Raw genomic sequence first — 18620 nt, 5'->3', positions numbered from 1 at the left:
CACGCGTTGATGATCGCGTCGAGGGCAGGCAGGTCGTCGTACATGTGTAGCGGGTCGGCCATCAGGGTCTCCTTCGAGGGTGGGGCCAGGGGTGGTCGTCGGCCTCGGGGTCGGGGGCGTCTCCGATGGGGTGGAGCAGCTCGTCGCGGCCGCGACCGTAGGTCTGATTGAGGAGGGTGCGGGCGTCGAGATAGTCGGGGAAGGCGATGCGGGCACTCGCGAGGTCGAGGCTGTCCCGGATGTCGGCGTGGATCTCGTCGACCTGCTCGACCCAGCGCCCACCGGCCAGCCAGTTCCGGAAGGGCAGGTCGATCCGCTGGGAGAGCTCGCGCCGGATCTGGGTCTTCTGCCTGTCGCTGATCCGGCCGTGGCCGCGGGCACGCGTGAGCGCCTGGCAGGCATAGTCGAAGGCGGTGATGATGGTGATCCACGCGGGGACCAGGGGGATCTTCTGCGCCAGGAGTCGACCGTCGACGGACAGGCGCTGCTCCCACGCGTCGACGATCGTGGTCCGGGGCTCGTTGAGGGAGACGATGATGGTGGAGATGGTCGCGGGCCCGTCACCGTGTGCGGCGAGCCGCTGGATCCCGATCGGGAGGGGACCGTCGGCCAGCGGCGTCCAGGGGTCGTGACAGTAAGCGTCGTGGCGGGGGCCGATCGCGCCGCCGTGGGTGGTGACGGGCCGCCAGAGTCCGTGCTGCTCGAGCCCGACCACGCTGTAGGGGTCGAGCCGGTCGCCGCCCGCGAGGATCGCACCGGTCGCCCAGGCGTCATCGTCGAGGGTGAGGGCGATGCGACGGGAGGGCCACATGAGCAGACGACCACGACTGACCGTCTGGGGGTCGAGGGTGCGGGGCCGGTCAGGGTCGTCCTCCCAGGCCGGCGTATCGTCCCCCCACTCGCCGTCCGGGAGGTTCCAGCGGATGGTGTCGGCGAGGGTGCCGGGGTGGACGAGGCTGGTGGGGATCCGGGACAGCCATGCGGCGCCGATCGGTGCGGACCGGGGATGGTCGCCGGCAGGGTCGCCGGTCATCCCGGTGCGGAGCCCGGAGGGGTCGAAGAGAATGCGGGTGAGGAGCGCGCGGGCGGCCTGATCGGGCGGGAGCCGATCAGGGACCCTCGACCGGCTGCTGGTGTCGAACAGGATCCGGTCCAGGCCCGCCGCCGGGGTCGCCGCGACCGGGACCCCGCTGTAGGCGAGGAACCGGCCGAGGATGAACCGCTCCTCGTGGGCGGCGAGATAGTCGAGGATCGCAGGGACGTCGAGCACGTCCCACCGGTCGCCTTGGACCCGGTAGGTGATGGCGATCAGGAGCCGCTCGAGGGCACGCTGCTCGAGAAGACTGTCGGCACGGACCCCGGCCAGGCCACCTGCCCGCTCGAAGCAGGCGGTGAGGCTGACCTGGATGGTGTCCCCGTCGAGGGTGGCGACGGGGATCCACGGGTCGGTGACGAGGCTGAACCGCGTGGTCACTTCCGCTTCCCGATGTGGCGGCGGACGGTGTCACGGGCAACCCCGGTGCGGCGCGCGATCTCCGCCTCAGAGGTGCCGCGGGCGGCTTCCCCACGGATCCAGCCGGTGAGCGTGGCCTGAGCCTGCCGGACCTCACGGGCCGCCTGCTCGAGGCTGCCCTCGTGGAGGATGCTCTGGAGGATCGCGGTGAGCGCGGCATCGTCCTCGGCCACGTGGGCGAGGTAGTCGTCGGGGTCGCGGTCCGTGATGTGGGGCTGGGTGTAGTAGGCGTCGGCAGCGGTGGTGAAGGCCTCGCGCTGGTCAGGGGTGAGGTCGTCGGCGGCGGGGCCGAGCCAGTCCGTGTAGTCGTCATGCATGATGTGCTCCTTGAAGGGGTGGCGGGTCAGATGTCGCCGAGGCGCTCGTTGATGCCGTCGAAGAAGCCGGCATCCTCGGCGGACTCGATGCTCACGACGCGGGTGGGGATGATGAGGTACTCGCCGAACTCGCCGTCGAGGGGGGTGTCGCCGGAGGGCTCGCCCTCGAGGGTGATGATGACGGGGTCGTCGCCGATCTCGACGGGGAACTGCACGTAGTAGTCCATGAGGGACTCGAGGTCGGAGCAGACGGACACGCCGAGGCGGGCGTTGTGGTCGCGGACCATCATGTCGTTGGAGAGGCGGCCCTCGGTGAAGAGCTCGTCGGTGCCGTACTTGCGGTCCTGGATCCTGACGTAGGTGGCCATGGCTGCTGCTCCTTCTCTCCGCTGCTGTTGTATAAAACAATACAGCTGAGGAGTAGCGCTGTCTACCCCTATACAGAAACGCGTGTGCACGGTCACACCCGGTAGGTCATGTCGACCTCCACCGCCCCAAGACAGCCCAGCGTCCGCACCCGGTCGCATCCCTTGCATCGCCACGAGGGATGACCGCCGCCCTCGGCGCCAGCGCACCGACAGAACGCCCAGCCGTGCCACGCCGCCGACTCGCCGCACGGGCACGGCCCCGGCGCCGCATAGGTCCAGCCATCAGTGGTGCGGATCAGGTCGCTCATGCGATCTCCCAGCCGCCGGGATCCTGGTCCTCCTCCCCCGCGGCAGCCTGCCGGCCGTCGTCGGCGAGGGGCACGCGACGGGTGCCGAGGTCGAGGGTCTGCTGTCTCGTGTCGATCCGCTCCCGCACTATTCGGACCCAGATCGCGTGCTCTTCCCGCATGTCCATGCGCGGATGATTGCGTCTGCATCAGACAGACGTAACGCCTGCGCCTCTTACCTCTTGTGGGCCAGGCGACCGCCCAAGATACTGACCTCAACCAATGAGAGGGGTGCCCGTGAGCGCACTGTGTGTTGTTGATGGCTGCGACCAGCAGCGCGAGGCCGTGTTCAACCTGAACCCCGAGGGTCCGTTCATGAGCGCGGGCGTCTGCCAGTTCCATCTGGCTGCGCTCTCTGCCGGTGAGGCGTATGAGGTCGATCGCTCGAGCGGTTCAATCCGCTTGGGCCGATCGGCACCTCCGGAGTTCATCGGCTGCAGTTTCGATTCGAACGTCGGATCGCCAGAGCTCCTCACGCTTCACTTCGGACACGACGGCATCGCGTCCAGCGAGATCACCTTCCGAGCGTCCCAGAAGTTCCTCGACTTCGTGAACGCAGAGTCGACCGTTGCGCTGTGGTCGCGTCAGTGGGGCGAGCCCGATACCGCACCGGAGGACTGAGCTACCCCAAGGGAGGCTCTGACCTGCAACAATGAAATGTTCCTTTGGAGCGTATTCACGAGCGTGATCAGCACCCACCCCGGTACGTCGCCCTGTTCGGTCGCGAGGCGGTGCAGGATCCGCTCTCCGACCGTGGATCGGACAGCCCTGCGGATGTCATGACCTGCATCCCCGGGGTGACGCCGCCCATCGGCGACAGCAGCGCGTCGTGTCGTGCGGTGCAGTGATGCGCGGTGCATGGTCGTGCGGTGGATGGTCATGCTCTCTCCTCTGGTGATGCCCCACGTGCTGCGGGACGGGCTCGGATGCTGTTCGACGGGACGGATCGTGTGGATCTGCGGGCGACGGGTGACGCCATGCCCGATCACAGCGAGATCTCCAGGACGGAGATCCCGGGGAAGATGGCGAAGACGACCACGAGCGGCAGCACCAGGAACACCACGGGGACGAGCATGATCGCCTCGCGGCGTCCGGCTGTCTCCATGAGGTCGCGCTTGGATGCTTCTCGTGCGTCCTGGGCCTGAGCGCGCAGGACCTCGGCGAGCGGGGTGCCTCGCTCGATGGCGATGGCGATGCCCTCTCCGAACCGCGAGAGCGCCTGCAGCGGGGTCCGCGCCCCGAGGGACATCAGAGCCTGCGAGATGCTGGTGCCCGCGCGTATGTCCGAGACCGTGGCGGCGAACTCGTCCGGAAGGGCTCCTGTGGAGGATCGCGCCACCCGTTCCATCGCGGCGATCGGGCTCTCTCCGGCTGCGACGGCGAGGGCGAGCAGGTCGGCGACCGTGGGGAACTCGCGCGCCATGCGGGATGCGCGCCTGTCCATCTCGCGGCTGAGCAGATAGTCCCTCAGCAGGACTCCGAGCAGCGCTCCTAGCAGGACGATCATCAGCCCGAGCAGTGGGTTCGCTCCGCGCAGGGAGATGGCGGCGACAGCGGCGCCTATGCCCATCACCGCTCCGACGGCTCCGAAGACGACCTGTTCGATGCGGAACGAGTCGGCGCTCGAGGTGCGTCCCGCCAGGCGCAGGCGACGCTCCAGCTGCTCGGACCCGCCGGTGAGGCGCTCGAGCAGGCCGATGGCTCGCTGGGCGACGGGTCCGAAGAGGTTCTCGATGACGGTCCTCATCCGCCCGGCGCCGCGCGGCGCCGCCAGCAGGGAGTTCGATCGGGAGCGTCGCAGGTACGGGTCCACGCGCGCCGAGAGGTCCCGGTGGCAGAGCCAGGGCAGCGCATCGGAGAGCAGCGCGAGGCCTATGCCGAGGACGAGGCCGATGAGGGCGCCGGTCGTGATCGCGCTGGTGACGCTCATCGCAGCACCCGCTCGTCCTGCGGGAGCCGAGCGATCAGGATCATGATGCGATATGCGATCACGGAGATGACGCCGCCAGCGAGGATCATGACCATGCCGGCCGGGCTGTCATAGGCCTGGGCGGCCTGCGGCCTGGTCGCCATCAGAGCGAGGACCGCCCAGGGAGCGGCGAGGGCCATGCGCGCTGCATTGACGGTCCAGGACTGGCGGGTCTCGAGCTCGGCGCGTGTTCGCGCGTCCTCCCGGAGGAAGGAGGACAGGGTGCGCAGTAGTGCACCGAGATCGGTGCCCCCGACGTCTCTGGTGATACGCAGCGCCTCGACGATGCGGTCGCCGACGGGGTCCGCGAGACGCAGCTTCAGCCGATCCAGGCTGACGGCGAAATCTCCGCTCGCCTGGTAGTCCCGGGAGAACTCGACGAAAGCGGGGCGCAGCTCGTCGGGTCCCTTGCGCCCCAGCTGGACGAGCGCCTCAGGCAGGGAGAGGCCGGCGCGGATCGCGGAGCCGACGTGGTCGACAGCTTCTGGCCAGACCTCTCTGAGGGCCGTCGCGCGGCGCCGCGCGGCTGACCTCAGCACCGCCGTCGGCAGGAGTGCGCTGATGAAGCCCAGGGCGAGCGCCGGCACCGTGCCGCCGGCCATCGCCCAGAGCACAGCAGCGATGACGAGTCCGAGGCCAGCGCTGAGCAGCGGCACCGCCGCTGGCGGAACAGCACCGAGCCCGACGGTGATCAGGTCGTCGCGCAGATCGTCCATCGCGGCGGCCAGGCGACCTCGACGCGTCTGCTGTCCCTGCTGGTCCCACAGGGACCACCACACAGCCAGCAGACCGAGACCCAGCACCAGCCCGATGAATGCCCCGTCGATCATGCCGCGCCCAGCGGTGCGAGCATGCCGCGCAGATCGTGCCCGGCGAGAGCGAAACGATCCGGATGCGGCGGGTGGCCGTCTCCCCGCACCAGCCGCTCGCCGTCGAGGACGAACAGGTCGGACACCTCGATGGTCTCGTCCTCGACACGACCCGTCAGGCCGACGATCTCGCGGACCCGTCGGCGTCCGTCGGCGAGCATGTCGAGGTGGACGACGAGGTCGATGGCGCTCGCGACGGTCGGCACCACGAAGCGGCTGGAGACGTTCTCCCCGGCCAGCAGCGGCAGGGTGCACAGCTTGACGACAGCGTCCCGAGCGGAGTTGGCGTGAATGGTCGCCAGGCCGGGCAGGCCGCTGTTGAGGGCGATGAGCATGTCCAGGGCCTCGGCCTCGCGGACCTCGCCGACGACGATGCGGCTGGGTCTCATCCTCAGAGCCTCCTTGACCAGTCTCCTCAACGGGATCTCACCGGTCCCTTCGAGGTTGGCCTGACGGGTCTGCATCGCGACCACATCGCGCAGGGCGAGATCGAGCTCGAAGACCTCCTCGATGGTGACCACGCGCTCCCTCGCTCCGATCGACTGAGCGAGGCATCGCAGGAAGGTGGTCTTCCCTGCACCCGTGGCCCCCGAGGCGACGACGTTGAGCCCGGCCCCGACGGCGGCGTCGAGGAAGGTCGCGGCCTGGGGGGTCAGCGAGCCGAGGGTGACGAGGCCGTCGAGGTCGAAGGCCTGCGCGACGAACTTGCGGATGTTCACCGCCCAGTGCCGGCGGGTGACGCTGGGGATGACGACGTGGAGGCGCGAGCCGTCGGGCAGCAGCGCGTCGACGAACGGTGTGCTCATGTCCAGACGTCGTCCGGAGCTGACCAGCATGCGCTCGACGATCCCCCGGATCTCGTCGTCCGTCAGGACGATCGTCGTCAGCTCGCTCCGACCATCCCTCGCGATGAACACCTGTGATGGCGAGTTCAGCCAGATCTCCTCGATCGTGGGATCGTCGAGCAGCTCCTGGAGCGCGCCGAACCCTCCGATGCGGGCGGCGACCTCGGCGACGAGGGTGTCGGGGACGCGGATGACGGGCACGGCACCGGACGCGGCGCGGCGGTCGTAGTCCGCGAGGACCTCGCGGATCAGCGGCTCGAGCTGATCGGCTCGAGCGTCCAGCCCGCGCCGTCGGATGAGCTCCCTCGTCTCCGCCTCGATGGTCGTGACCGCGTCCATCCGCTCCCCCTCGCTGCTCCTGCCGGCTGTCGGATCCGCCGCCGCGCCTCATGCCCGGACGAGGTCTCGGCGGATGTCGTCGGTCACTGTAGGGAGGCAGCATCGTCTCCCGCTCGGGAGGACCCTCGATTGTGGATAACTCCGGTATGCCGCGCTGCGCTGCGCCGTCCATGGGTCCCGTTCCCCCGCCCCGCTGGCCGCCGAAGCCCCGCCTCTCCTCCGGGTTCGTGGCAGGATGTCTGCCACGTCACGACCCTCGGCGACCTGTCAGGAGGCGCTCATGGAGGACACCGCCGACATCCAGCGGCCCTCGGGAACCCCGGTCGGCTCCCCCCGGCCGGGCTCGAGGAGCGACGCGGGGAAGGACGCGCGCGGGGAGCGTCCTCCGCGGCTGAGCGGTCCCACCATCCGCTACATGGCCAAGCGCGTTCTCGCGGAGTTCTCGCGCGACGGCGGGACGGACCAGGCCGCCAAGCTCACCTACTTCATGGTGCTGTCGATCGCACCGACGCTGCTGGCGCTGTTCTCGCTCGCGACCCTGCTGCTCGCGGGGATCAAGGATCAGATCGCCGACCTCATCAAGGACGCCATCGCCGATGCCGCGGGCGGCAGCGGCATGGACGTCGACTCCGCCGTCGACTCCACGCTCGACTCCCTCATGGGCTCCGCGACCGGCGGCACGGTCGCCCTGATCATCGGCATCGCCACGGCCCTGTGGTCGGCCTCGGCGTTCATCAAGGCGTTCGGCCGTGTCGCGAACCGCATCTACGACGTGCCCGAGGGGCGCGGACCGATCCGCCTGAACGCGACCATGCTGGGCCTGACGGTCGTCCTCGTCGTGGGGATCCTGGTGGTGCTGGTCTCGATCCTGCTGAACCGCACGATCGTCGAGGGGCTGTTCGGTCCGATCGCCGAGCGCACGGGCTCGACGCAGGCGCTGGACTTCCTCACGGACTCCTTCCTTCCGATCTGGGCGTGGGTGCGCTGGCCGGTGATCCTCGTGATCGCCTTCGTGCTGATCTCGCTGCTCTACTGGGGGGCGCCGAACATCGCCAAGCCCTTCCGGCTGGTCTCGCCCGGCGGTGTGTTCGCGATCGTCGGGATCGCCGTCGCCGCCGTGGCGCTGTCGATCTACATGGCCACGGTGGCCGGGTATTCGAGCTACGGCGCGATCGGCGGCATCATGGCCGTGCTGTTCGCCCTGTGGGTCATCAACATCGTGATCCTGCTGGGCGCGGAGGTCGATGCCGAGTTCGAGCGCGCCAAGGAGCTGCAGTCCGGCCGTCCCGCGGAGCGCGGTCTCGCGCTGCCGCTGCGGGAGGACAAGGGCGCGAAGAAGGCCGAGGCCAAGCATGAGGCGCTCGTCGATGCGGGGCGCGACATCCGCCTGCGCAACCTGCACCGCGACGCCGAGGCCTATCTCGACGCGCAGCATCGTCTGACGCCGACCGGAGGCATCCCCGTCGTCGGCGACGGTTCGGCCGACGACGGACGACCGGCCGACGGAGCCCGGCAGGCCGACGCGACCCGGCAGCCCGAGGGGACCCGCGGGACGGACGGAGCCGACTCCACCGCAGACGAGGATCGCTGAGATGTGCGGCCGCTTCGCCTTCTTCCAGGAGATCGAACCGCTGATCGACGATCTCGATGCGGTCGACCTGGCCGATCCGCACCTGCGGTCCCGATGGAACATCCCGCCGACGGTCCCGATCTATGTGGTCACCGAGTCCGTCGACACGGAGACCGGTGAGACGCTGCGAGCGCTGCGCGTCGCCCGCTGGGGGCTGCTGCCCCTGTTCGCGAAGGACGAGTCCTTCTCCTCCCGGACCTTCAACGCCCGCCGGGAGACCCTCGCCGAGAAGCCCAGCTTCCGCGGCAGCCTCGGCCGATACCGCGCGATCGTCCCCATGGACGGCTACTACGAATGGGTCCGCGAGGGACGCTCCCGCAAGCAGCCGTACTACATCGCGCCCGCCGACGGCACGCCCCTGTACATGGCGGCCCTGGTCTCCTGGTGGAAGGGACCCGGAGGCCATGAGGGTCCCGCGGCGTCCGACGACGGACGGTTCCTGCTATCGGTCACGATCATCACGCGCGAGGCGACCGGCGAGCTCGCCGAGATCCATGACCGCACTCCGGTGATGCTGCGGCGCGACAGCGTCGACGCGTGGCTGGACACAGGCATGGATGATCGCCATGCGGCGCAGCAGTGGATCCTCGAGGACGAGCACCTGCTCGATGACTCCCTGCTGGAGCTGCGCGAGGTGTCCACTGCCGTCGGACGGGTCGGGAACGACGGGCCCGAGCTGATCGAGCCCCGCCCGACACTGCTCTGACCTCCTGCGCGCTCTCCCCTGCACGCTCTCCCCTGTGCGGATCCGCTGCCCGGGTCGCCTCATGTCGGATCCGACGCCGGATTCCACCCCGGGTCTGACGCCCGCACACCGCAGACCTGGATACGCTTCGGCCATGTCCTCCGTCGACCGTCCGGACCGCACCTCCCTCCCCCGAGGGCTGGACCGCCCGCTGCGCTGGATCGCCGAGAACCCCACTGCGGTGGACAGGATCGTCTTCGGCTCGCTGACGGCGATCCTCGCCCTGGGGATCATCCCCTCGATCATCGCGGGCAGCGGCGGCTGGCTGCTGTTCACGGTCCCGATGGTCGCCGCGGGCATGTTCCTGCGCTCGCACACCGGCTGGGCGACCCTCGCGATCGGCGTCCTCGCCGTCGCCCACTGGGCGCTGGCCATGCCCGTGGTGCTCGGCGATCTGATGATCTTCTACGCGCTGTACATGGCCACCGTGCACGGATCGCGCCGGACCTCGCGCCTCGCTCTCGCGGCGGCCTTCGTCGGCTGCGCGATGCAGGCGGGCCTGCTCACGATCTCGACCTCCCAGGACGGCTACGGCTACGTCCAGCCGTGGTACCTGCAGGTCCTCTCCTTCCTCGTGTTCACCGGACTGGGGAGCGCCGTCGTGCTGGGCGTCTGGGCCCTCGCCCGCTATCAGCGGGTGCGTGTGGACCAGCTGCGCCTGGCCAGGGAGAAGGCGGATCAGGCGGTGCGCGAGCGCGAGCAGCGCACGGCTCTCGCCGTCGCCGATGAGCGCGCCCGCATCGCCCGCGAGATGCACGACGTGGTCGCGCACTCGCTGTCGGTGATCATCGCGCAGGCCGACGGCGGGCGCTTCATCGCCTCCCAGCAGCCGGAGAAGGCGGTCGACGTCCTCACGACGATCTCGCAGACGGGGCGCACCGCGCTCGCGGACATGCGATCGCTGCTCGGCGTCCTGAGGCAGGAGGAGAACACGGTGTACGGCCCGCAGCCTGGACCGGAGCGCCTCGCCGATCTCGTCGGGCAGGTGCGTGCGGCAGGCCTCGAGGTCTCGCTCGAGAGCAGCGGCCGGCTCGACGATCTCCCGCAGTCCCTGGGGATGTCCCTGTTCCGCATGGTGCAGGAGTCCCTGACCAATGTGCTCAAGCACGGCGGGGAGGGTGCCAGTGCCGCGGTGCGGATCAGGCGCGATGCCCGCGAGCTCGAGGTCGAGGTGGTCGACGACGGTCAGGGCATCGACCCTGCGTCGGACGGCCAGGGCCATGGGATCACCGGGATGCGCGAGCGCGTCGCCCTGTTCGGAGGCATCCTGGAGGCAGGTCCGCTTCCCGGTCGCGGTTTCCGAGTGCGGGCGGTCTTCCCCCTGGCTCAAGAGCAGGCCCCGGCTCATGCGCAAGCCCCGGCTCATGCGCAGGCTCAGACTCCAGCTCCGACCCCGACCCCGACCCCGATCCCGAATGCTCCTCCGCCGCCCCGTGGTGCCCCCCGATCGCCCTCTGCCGACCGTTCCATCCCCCGACCCGAAGGGACACCCTGATGACCGCCGCCTCCGAGCTGCCCGGCACCGACGCACGCCCTCTGCGCATCGCCCTCGTCGACGACCAGCCGCTGGTCCGCGCCGGTTTCGCCATGGTGATCGACTCCCAGCCTGACCTCGAGGTCGTCCTGCAGGCCTCTGACGGGATCGAGGCCGTGGACAGCCTGCGCTCGCGGACCGTGGACGTCGTGCTGATGGACGTGCGGATGCCGCGCCTGGATGGCATCGAGGCGACGGCCCGCATCCTCGAGCAGGCTCCTGCCGATCGAGCACCGAAGGTCATCGTGCTCACCACCTTCGACCTCGACGAGTACGTGGTCTCCGCGATCCGTGCTGGGGCCAGCGGGTTCCTGCTCAAGGACGCCCAGCCCGAAGAGCTGCTGGCGGCGATCCGCACCGTCTACCGGGGCGATGCGGTGATCGCGCCGTCGGCCACCCGGCGTCTGCTGGAGCGCGTCGTCGCCGTCCCGGAGACGACCGAGCCGGACTCCTCGGTGCTCGATGCCCTCACCGATCGCGAGCGGGAGGTGCTCGTCCTCATCGGTCGGGGCCTGTCGAACCAGGAGATCGGGGCCGAGCTCTTCGTCGCCGAGGCGACGGTCAAGACGCATGTGGGCCGGGTGCTCGCGAAGCTCCATGCCCGCGATCGTGTGCAGGCGGTGATCATCGCCTTCGAGACGGGCCTGGTCGCACCGGGCGACAGCAGAGATCATCCCTCGGTATGACACGGACCCGGAATCCGGGGTCCCACGGAGCCCACGGGGCCTCCTGACCTGCAGAGGAATCGGACCGCGGGGGGACGCGGAGAGGGGTGCGGACCGCGCAGGATGGCTCCTGCCATCTCAGCCCCGACCTGAAGGAGACCCATGAGCACCCCGGCTCCCTCCCCCGCCGGCCCCGGCGTCACCGACGCCAGCGCCAGCCTCAGCACTGGTATCCCCATCGATGCCGCCGAAGGGCACCGCACCGATCCTCGGACCGCTGCGCAGGACGCCGTCCCCGCCATCCGCGCCCGAGAACTCCGGCGCGTCTTCGGGACCGGGGCCGGCGCCGTGACAGCGCTGGACGGTGTGGATCTGGACGTCCGAAAGGGCGAGTTCACGGCGATCATGGGGCCGTCTGGCTCGGGCAAGTCCACGCTGCTGCACGTGCTTGCCGGCCTCGACGAGCTCGACTCCGGCTCCGTGCAGATCGATGGCACGGAGATCACGGGCCTGTCCGACGACGATCTCACCCGTCTGCGCCGGGATCGCATCGGCTTCGTCTTCCAGTCGTTCAACCTGCTGCCCATGCTGAACGCCGAGCAGAACGTGCTGCTGCCGCTCGAGCTCGCGGGCAGGCGCGTGGACCGCTCCTGGTTCGACACCGTCACCGGGGCGTTCGGCCTGACAGATCGTCTGGATCATCTTCCCTCTCAGCTCTCGGGCGGGCAGATCCAGCGCGTGGCGATCTCACGCGCCCTGGTCACCTCGCCCGCCGTCGTCTTCGCCGACGAACCGACCGGCAACCTCGACTCCCGCACCACCGAGGAGGTCCTGGACTTCCTCCGACTGTCCGTCGACCAGTTCGGCCAGACCGTCGTCATGGTCACCCACGAGCGCGATGCCGCCGAGCGCGCCGATCGCATCATCACGCTCGCCGACGGACGCATCTCCGCCGACGAGGACCTGCGAGGGAGCAAGTGATGGCCCGCCGCACCAGCACCGCAGTCCGCCTGACTCCCCTGCGCCGTCATCTCGCGGCCGTCATCACCATCGCGCTGTCCTGCGCCTTCGTCGCCGTCATGGTGCTCGCCGGCAACCTCGTGCAGTCCTCGATCCGCTCCGAGGCCGCCTCGGCGTACGACGGTGTCGACGCGGTCGTCACCACCGAGCTGAGCGACGAGGACTGGAGCGCGACCGCACCGCTGCCTGCTCCGCATGTCGACGGCGCCCGCAGCATCTGGCCGAGCGTGCAGACCTACCTCGAGGCCACCTCCGACGAGGGCTCGACCTACCTCAGCGCGTCGCTGATCCCCGACGGCGAGCCCGGCCCCGATCTCGTCGACGGCTCCCTGCCGGGTGCCGAGGACCAGGTGGTCCTGGACGAGACGGCCGCGGATGCTCTCGGCGTCGGCGTCGGCGACTCCCTCGCCCTCGAGTCCCCGTTCGTCGGCGACGGCGATGATGGGGAGGGCACGGCGCAGGAGGCCACGACCGACGTCACCGTCTCCGGCATCTCCGCCGGTCAGAGGTCCCTGTTCGGTGCCTCTCCGCGGCTCATGATCGGCCAGGGGCAGGCGGCCGCGATCCTCGGTCCGATGGAGGGCACCGATACGTCCACCTGGTTCGTCACCGTGCCCGACGGCACCGATCCCACGGACGTCGTCGCCTCGGCCCAGGCAGATGGTCTCGACGCGATGACCGCGGACGAGGCCGCCGACCAGGCCACCGCCGAGTACCTCCAGGGCTTCGGCGCCCTCGGCGCCATCCTCGCCGTGTTCGTCGTCATCGCCCTGTTCACCAGTGCCGTGGTCATCGCCAACACCTTCGCCGTCACCCTCGCCCAGCGCACTCGCAGCCTCGCACTGCTGCGCACCCTGGGCGCGACTCGGCACCAGGTCCGCGGCGTGGTGCTGCGGGAGTCCCTCGCCGTCGGGCTGATCGGTGCGGCCTCGGGCGCCCTCGGCGGTCATCTGCTCGTGCAGGCCGCGCTGGCATGCGCCGCGGGCTTCGGCTGGGTCGACGATCTGATGCCGGTCCGGGTGAGTGCTCTGTCCGTGCTGCTGCCGCTGGTGGCGGGCCTCGCCATCACGCTGCTGGCCAGCCTCGCACCGATGCGCGCGGCCACCCGCGTCGCGCCCCTGCAGGCGCTGCGCCCGGCCGTTCCCGTCAGCCGTCGTGGTCCCGGAGCGCGCGGTCTCCTCGGTCTGACCATGGTGGTCCTGGGCGCGGCCGCCATGGTGGGCGGCGCCGTGCTCAGCACCGTCGGCGGCAGCACCCTCGGTCTGCTGCCCGCCCTGGCAGGCGGTGTCCTCAGCTTCAGCGGAATCCTGCTGTCCCTGGTGATCGCGACCCGTCCCCTGTCGTCCCTGGTCGGGAGGGCGCTCGGCGCGATCGGCGGACTCCCTGCCCGGATCGCCAGCGCGAACGTCGCCCGCAATCCGCGCCGCAGCGCCGCCACCATCGCGGCGCTGCTCATCGGGACGACGCTGATGACGATGATGGCCGTCGGCGCGAGCTCGGCGGAGACCACGCTGACCTCGGAGCTCGACTCCCGTCGACCGATCGACATGGTGATCACCGCCGATGCGATGCCCGACGACGCCGCCGCCCGGATCGCAGCGGTCGACGGCGTGGACGCCGTGGAGTCCGCCGCGCGGGGCGATGTCGAGGTGGGCGTCTCCGAGCCCATGACCCTCTACGGGACGACGCCCGAGGCTGTCCGCGAGGTCTCGCATCGCCCCGGCATCGCCGACGACCTCGTCGACGGAGTGGTGCTGCTCGGCCAGGAACGGGCTGAGCGCTTCGGCGTGGTCGACGGGCAGGTTCTCTCCGTCGAGGGTGCCGACGGACAGCAGCACGATCTGCGCGTCCAGGTCGATGCGAACCTGCAGATGTCGCTGGTCACCGCTGCCACCTTGGAGGAGCTCGTCGGAGATGCCTCGACCCCGGTGGTGCTCGCCGACTTCGCAGACCCGGGAACGGCGGAGCGCGGGGACACGGACGTGTTCGATGTGTCCTCCGCGATCGATCAGGTGCTGGCAGGAGACGGGTTCAGCGGGGCCGGCTACGACATGGGCGGTGCCGAGCGCGAGTCCTACGCGCAGGTGCTGGACATCCTGCTCGGGGTGACCGTGGGCCTGCTGGCGGTGGCCGTGCTGGTGGCGCTCGTGGGCGTCGCCAACACGCTCAGCCTGGGCGTGGTCGAGCGCACCGGTGAGAATGCGCTGCTGCGGGCCCTGGGGACCACGCGCCGCCAGATGCGCGCGATGCTCGGGTGGGAGGGCGTGCTGCTGGCCGTCGTCGGCGCCGTGCTCGGCATCCTGCTGGGAAGCGTCTACGGGATTCTCGGGATCGCCTCCCTCCTGGGATCATCGTTCCCGGTGACGATCTCGATCCCCTGGACCGAGCTGCTCGTGGTGCTCGTGCTCGCGGTCGTCGCGGGCGCGGTCGCCTCGATCCTGCCTGGCCGATCCGCCGCTCGCACCGCACCGGCGGAGGCGCTGGCAGAGGCCGCCTGATCGTCGGCGCCCCCCAACCGGGGAGAGGTCAGTCCCGCTCAGGCAGCGGAGTCGAGCGCACCAGCGCCGTCAGCAGGACGAACACCGAGATGGCGAGCACGAGCGCGAGCGCCCCCTGCCAGTAGAGCGCGCCCCGCAGGAGGCTGGCGCCGACGAGCGCCTGGAACAGCTGCCAGGTGATGCCGAACCCCAGACCGAAGCGTCCTCGCACGAAGACGCTCCGGGCGGCGAGGACGATGCCGACGGCGAACAGCAGCAGGAACAGTCCCAGGCCGATCCCGAGCCGCGGGAAGATGCTGCCTCCCGCGACGAGGACGAAGCTGTAGGTGGCGATGGCCAGCAGCGCGATCGCCTCGATGCCGAGCAGTGCGGCGGCCGCCGGACGGATCCGAGGATCGGGGTCCGAGAGGGTCTCCGGCCGGCCCGCGGGCGCGTCCGCGGGCCGGCCGGCTGCGTCGCGGCCGTCGGCGCTCCTCCGGGTGCTCGAGGAGGTGCGGCGTCGATCGGGGGAGGCGTTCGAGGACATGGGGGAACTGTAGCCGTCCCCGGTCAGCGGCTGCCGTGGGGGCGGTGCGAGGCGACCACCCGCACGGCGACCGCAGCCCGTCTGCAGCCCGTCTGCAGTCACAGCTCCCTGACAGGCCGGTCCCGCACTTCGCACAGATGGCCGGCGCACCCTGAGGATGTCCCTGCCGGGATCGTCCGACCGCATCGAGCTGGCCCGCGTGCAAGCGTCCGCCATGTGGGAAGTGCCACCCACCCCGGTGGCCCAGCACTCTTGTCGACGCCCCGACCGGCCCAGACAATGGAACACGGCCCTCAAACCCCATTGAAGAACTCGGCGACAGCATGCTCCGGGGCTTCGGTGCGGGGCCTTCGAACCGAGAACGTCCCTTGCCGGGGCAACCCTCGCCGCGCATCGTCCACGGGCGATGAGTGGCGATCTGGAAAGTGAGAGTGACGATGGACTGGCGCCACCGTGCCGAGTGCCTCAAGCATGATCCCGAGCTGTTCTTCCCGATCGGGAACACCGGACCGGCGATCACCCAGATCCAGGAGGCGAAGGCGGTGTGCCAGAAGTGCGACGTCATGACGGCCTGCCTGAAGTTCGCCCTCGAGACCGGTCAGGACTCGGGCGTCTGGGGCGGCCTGAGCGAGGATGAGCGCCGCTCCCTCAAGCGCCGCAACGCGCGCGCCCGCCGCGCCAGCTGACGCCTTCGACATCCGTGAGGACGGCGGATCGCCCCGATCTGCCGTCCTCACGGGCGTCCTGCCCCCGCTCCGCCCATCGGGGGCCCGACGTCACACGGTGACCGGATCCAGGTAGACGTCGATCGTCGCCTGCGTCCCCCCGTCCGGTCCGTTCTGCCAGGTGAGTGTTCCGCCCAGCTGCCCCTGGACGAGCGTCTGGGCGATGTTCGTGCCGAGACCGGTCGGCTTGGTCCCCTTCATCCCCGCACCGTCGTCCTCGATGGCGATGACCAGGTGCGACCCGGTCCGCTCGCTGCGCACGGTGAGCGTCCCCCCTGTCTCGGAGAGCCCGTGCTCTACCGCGTTGGTAGCCAGCTCAGTCACCACCAGTGCGAGCGGCGTGGCGTCCTCCGCGTTGATGGAGCCGACCCGTCCGATCTTCTGGGTGCGCACCTCCACCTGCGCTTCCGTCAGCTGCGGGGTCCCCTCGCGGTGCACGGTCGCACTGGCGGCGTCCACCGCCAGGCGCAGGCAGCGGTCGATCACGTCATCGAAGTGGACCGCCTCCTGCGAACCCTGCAGGAGCGACTCGTGGACGAGCGCGATCGTCGATACGCGGCGCATCGCCTCGGTGAGCGCGTCTAGCGCCTCCTCGGACTTCATCCGCCGGGACTGCATGCGCAGAAGTGCGGCCACCGTCTGCAGATTGTTCTTCACCCGGTGGTGGACCTCCCGGATGGTGGCATCCTTCGTGATCAGCTCACGCTCGCGTCGGCGCAGCTCGGTCACGTCGCGCACCAGGACGATCGCACCGGTGCGGGTTCCCCGTTCGGTCAGCGGCACGGCACGCAGCGAGAGCGTCCCCCCTCGTGCCTGCATATCGGATCTCCATGCCGCCCTGCCCATCAGCACCAGCGGGAGCGACTCATCGACCGGCACTCGTGACTGCAGCACCCCGGTGGACAGCTCTGCCAGGGTCGTCCCCTCCATATCGCCCTCGACCCCGAAGCGATGGAACGCCGACAGCGCATTGGGCGAGGTCCACAGCACGACTCCCCCCGCATCGAGCTCGACCACGCCGTCGCCCACGCGCGGGGCGCCGCGGCGGGGCGGGATGGGAGCGCCTTCGATCGGGTAGGCGCCGGCCTCGACCATGCGCAGCAGACGCCGCCCCAGCTGCTCCTGCCGCTGCTCGGCGGTGGACGGCTGCCCGGTGGGCTTGGGGCTCTCGGCGGCGAGCACACCATAGGTCTCGCCGTTCCTGCGCACCGGGATCAGCAGGCCGACGGCCTCTCGGCCCTCTCGCTCGATCTCCACAGGCTCGTGGTCCACGGCACCGCCGTCGAGCAGGGCGATCAGTGCCGGGTGCTCGTCCGCAGCGACGACATCGCCCACCGGGTCCTCGTAGTAGACGGTCGCGCCCGTGGCGGGCCGGCAATGGGCGACGGCTGTTGCGCCCTCGTCGCTCCTCACCCAGAGCACGAGATCGGCGCGCAGCAGATCCGACACGAGACTCCAGTCCCCGGCGAGGTGCTGCAGCCAGTCCGCCCCCTTCTCGGTGAAACGGCGGTTGTCGGCGAGGAACTTCGACAGGCTCGGCATGAGCTCATGCTAGTGGGAGAGGCAGGATGCCTCCCCATCGAGCTCCGCCGCCCGCCCACGGCTCGGCTGCTGTCCGGGGCTGTCCGCGCACTGGCTTAGGCTGTGGCCGATCGAACTTCGTGGAAGGAACGGAATGAAGCTGCGAGAGACCCTCGACCTGCCTGTGTCGGCGAGCGCCGCCTCCGCCATGTACGCCGATGAGTCGTACGCCGAGGTGCGGCGGGCCTCGCTCGGCGCCTCCAGCGCATCTGCCACCGTGCAGGGCGATCCATCGGGAGCGTTCGTCGTGCGCACTGAGCTGGCGATGCCCACCGACCGCGTCCCGGACATCGTCCGCCCGTTCGTCGGATCGTCGGTGACGGTTCGCGAGGAGCAGAGCTGGTCGGCACCTGCTTCGGACGGGTCCCGGACGGGCACGATGAAGCTCGACGTCGCCGGCACCCCGGCGGGGGTGAGCGCGTCGACGACGCTGACGCCGAAGGGCGAGGGCTCCTGCACCGTCCTGATCGACGGCGACCTCACGGCGAAGGTCCCGCTGATCGGGTCGCGCCTGGAGAAGGCGGCGGTCCCCTACGTCTCCAAGGTGCTCCGCACGGAGGAGAAGGCTGCGGCGAAGTATCGGGACTCTCAGAGCGCCTGACCCTCGCGCCCCCGCCCCTCGCAGGGCGGGCCGTGCCCGCCTCGGCCAGGAGCCTCGGGGTGCGGCTGAGAGCTGCGCGGGTCAGCCGCCGGCTCGGGCGTCCAGATAGGCGATGGCTTCGTCTGCCTCGGAGGCGTCGAACCACAGCAGCGCGGGGTCTGTGTCGTCGGCGTCGGCTGCTTCTGCATCCTGCTCGGTGACATGGAGGGCCGCTACGCGGGCTGTGGTCTCGCGCAGCGTCACGACTCCGTAGGCGCCGCCCGTGTCCTCGGCGCCGCCGAGTGCGGAGTCCGGGACGTCGGCGGCGATGACGAGGGCGCGGGAGGTCCGCGCACCTGTCACGAGGCCGACGTGCACAGCGTCCTGCAGGGCGTCGTACTCGAGGTCCTCGGGGTCCTCGTCCGGGCGGTCGGCTCGGGCTGAGGGCGTGACGGCCCATGCCGCTCGACCGACCCCGAGCAGCAGCTCCGGCTCATCGTCGGTCAGCGAGGGACGATCCTCGGCGATCAGGGGCAGGAAGATCCTCAT

Annotated in this window: 19 protein-coding genes; 9 read left to right on the top strand and 10 right to left on the bottom strand. The window is 70.2% G+C overall.

Features of this window, described 5'->3' with window-relative positions; translation table 11 throughout:
- Positions 1 to 61: 61 nt before the first annotated feature.
- The 4 genes from ACZ5AJ_RS03755 to ACZ5AJ_RS03740 all read right to left on the bottom strand — a co-directional run bounded on the left by ACZ5AJ_RS03755 (position 62) and on the right by ACZ5AJ_RS03740 (position 2673).
- A complete protein-coding gene (locus tag ACZ5AJ_RS03755) occupies positions 62 to 1474 on the bottom strand; it encodes a type I-E CRISPR-associated protein Cse1/CasA (protein WP_464137204.1) in 1413 nt (470 codons plus the stop codon).
- A complete protein-coding gene (locus ACZ5AJ_RS03750) occupies positions 1471 to 1830 on the bottom strand; it encodes a hypothetical protein (protein ID WP_464137202.1) in 360 nt (119 codons plus the stop codon). The genes ACZ5AJ_RS03755 and ACZ5AJ_RS03750 overlap by 4 nt, the downstream gene beginning before the upstream one ends.
- A 26-nt stretch (positions 1831 to 1856) precedes the next feature.
- A complete protein-coding gene (locus tag ACZ5AJ_RS03745; protein WP_464137200.1) occupies positions 1857 to 2198 on the bottom strand; it encodes a hypothetical protein in 342 nt (113 codons plus the stop codon).
- 304 nt (positions 2199 to 2502) lie between these two features.
- Positions 2503 to 2673: a hypothetical protein gene (locus ACZ5AJ_RS03740; protein WP_464137196.1), complete on the bottom strand. Its 171-nt coding sequence runs from the start codon at positions 2671 to 2673 to the stop codon at positions 2503 to 2505.
- Between the two features lie 109 nt (positions 2674 to 2782).
- On the opposite strand from ACZ5AJ_RS03740, the gene ACZ5AJ_RS03735 reads away from it, so the two are divergent.
- Positions 2783 to 3166, top strand: coding sequence for a hypothetical protein (locus ACZ5AJ_RS03735; protein WP_464137194.1), 384 nt, complete (start codon positions 2783 to 2785; stop codon positions 3164 to 3166).
- A 364-nt stretch (positions 3167 to 3530) separates the two neighbouring features.
- On the opposite strand, the gene ACZ5AJ_RS03730 is transcribed toward ACZ5AJ_RS03735, so the two are convergent.
- The 3 genes from ACZ5AJ_RS03730 to ACZ5AJ_RS03720 are packed head-to-tail and all read right to left on the bottom strand — an operon-like array spanning position 3531 to position 6567.
- Entirely contained in the window at positions 3531 to 4475 is a 945-nt protein-coding gene (locus ACZ5AJ_RS03730; protein WP_464137191.1) for a type II secretion system F family protein, read from the bottom strand.
- Entirely contained in the window at positions 4472 to 5344 is an 873-nt protein-coding gene (locus ACZ5AJ_RS03725; RefSeq protein ID WP_464137190.1) for a type II secretion system F family protein, read from the bottom strand. The genes ACZ5AJ_RS03730 and ACZ5AJ_RS03725 overlap by 4 nt, the downstream gene beginning before the upstream one ends.
- Entirely contained in the window at positions 5341 to 6567 is a 1227-nt protein-coding gene (locus ACZ5AJ_RS03720) for a CpaF family protein (protein WP_464137188.1), read from the bottom strand. Before ACZ5AJ_RS03720 ends, ACZ5AJ_RS03725 begins: the two co-directional genes overlap by 4 nt.
- A 280-nt stretch (positions 6568 to 6847) precedes the next feature.
- Here ACZ5AJ_RS03720 and ACZ5AJ_RS03715 point away from each other — a divergent pair, with 280 nt between their 5' ends.
- From ACZ5AJ_RS03715 to ACZ5AJ_RS03690, 6 genes are all read left to right on the top strand, one after another.
- On the top strand, positions 6848 to 8158 hold the full coding sequence (locus ACZ5AJ_RS03715) for a YihY/virulence factor BrkB family protein (protein WP_464137186.1): 1311 nt from the start codon (positions 6848 to 6850) through the stop codon (positions 8156 to 8158).
- Between the two features lies 1 nt (position 8159).
- On the top strand, positions 8160 to 8903 hold the full coding sequence (locus ACZ5AJ_RS03710) for an SOS response-associated peptidase (protein ID WP_464137184.1): 744 nt from the start codon (positions 8160 to 8162) through the stop codon (positions 8901 to 8903).
- A gap of 133 nt (positions 8904 to 9036) precedes the next feature.
- The gene (locus tag ACZ5AJ_RS03705) at positions 9037 to 10437 is read left to right on the top strand and encodes a sensor histidine kinase (RefSeq protein WP_464137182.1); all 1401 of its coding nucleotides are present in this window, start codon (positions 9037 to 9039) and stop codon (positions 10435 to 10437) included.
- Positions 10437 to 11162, top strand: coding sequence for a response regulator (locus tag ACZ5AJ_RS03700; protein ID WP_464137181.1), 726 nt, complete (start codon positions 10437 to 10439; stop codon positions 11160 to 11162). The genes ACZ5AJ_RS03705 and ACZ5AJ_RS03700 overlap by 1 nt, the downstream gene beginning before the upstream one ends.
- Positions 11163 to 11303: 141 nt before the next feature.
- Positions 11304 to 12122 (top strand): ABC transporter ATP-binding protein, encoded by an 819-nt coding sequence (locus ACZ5AJ_RS03695; RefSeq protein WP_464137179.1) that lies wholly within the window; start codon positions 11304 to 11306, stop codon positions 12120 to 12122.
- On the top strand, positions 12122 to 14659 hold the full coding sequence (locus tag ACZ5AJ_RS03690; protein WP_464137178.1) for an ABC transporter permease: 2538 nt from the start codon (positions 12122 to 12124) through the stop codon (positions 14657 to 14659). The genes ACZ5AJ_RS03695 and ACZ5AJ_RS03690 overlap by 1 nt, the downstream gene beginning before the upstream one ends.
- Positions 14660 to 14687: 28 nt before the next feature.
- Here ACZ5AJ_RS03690 and ACZ5AJ_RS03685 read toward each other — a convergent pair whose 3' ends face one another.
- A complete protein-coding gene (locus ACZ5AJ_RS03685) occupies positions 14688 to 15185 on the bottom strand; it encodes a hypothetical protein (RefSeq protein WP_464137176.1) in 498 nt (165 codons plus the stop codon).
- A 437-nt stretch (positions 15186 to 15622) separates the two neighbouring features.
- On the opposite strand from ACZ5AJ_RS03685, the gene ACZ5AJ_RS03680 reads away from it, so the two are divergent.
- The gene (locus tag ACZ5AJ_RS03680; protein ID WP_329745188.1) at positions 15623 to 15871 is read left to right on the top strand and encodes a WhiB family transcriptional regulator; all 249 of its coding nucleotides are present in this window, start codon (positions 15623 to 15625) and stop codon (positions 15869 to 15871) included.
- A gap of 90 nt (positions 15872 to 15961) precedes the next feature.
- Here ACZ5AJ_RS03680 and ACZ5AJ_RS03675 read toward each other — a convergent pair whose 3' ends face one another.
- Positions 15962 to 17452 (bottom strand): sensor histidine kinase, encoded by a 1491-nt coding sequence (locus tag ACZ5AJ_RS03675; protein WP_464137174.1) that lies wholly within the window; start codon positions 17450 to 17452, stop codon positions 15962 to 15964.
- Between the two features lie 133 nt (positions 17453 to 17585).
- Between ACZ5AJ_RS03675 and ACZ5AJ_RS03670 the strand changes: the two genes are divergently transcribed.
- A complete protein-coding gene (locus ACZ5AJ_RS03670; RefSeq protein ID WP_464137172.1) occupies positions 17586 to 18092 on the top strand; it encodes a DUF2505 domain-containing protein in 507 nt (168 codons plus the stop codon).
- An 81-nt stretch (positions 18093 to 18173) separates the two neighbouring features.
- On the opposite strand, the gene ACZ5AJ_RS03665 is transcribed toward ACZ5AJ_RS03670, so the two are convergent.
- Positions 18174 to 18620, bottom strand: coding sequence for a DUF6912 family protein (locus ACZ5AJ_RS03665; RefSeq protein WP_464137171.1), 447 nt, complete (start codon positions 18618 to 18620; stop codon positions 18174 to 18176).

The organism is Brachybacterium zhongshanense, from assembly GCF_055385755.1.
This window is presented reverse-complemented; position numbering and strand designations above follow the sequence as displayed.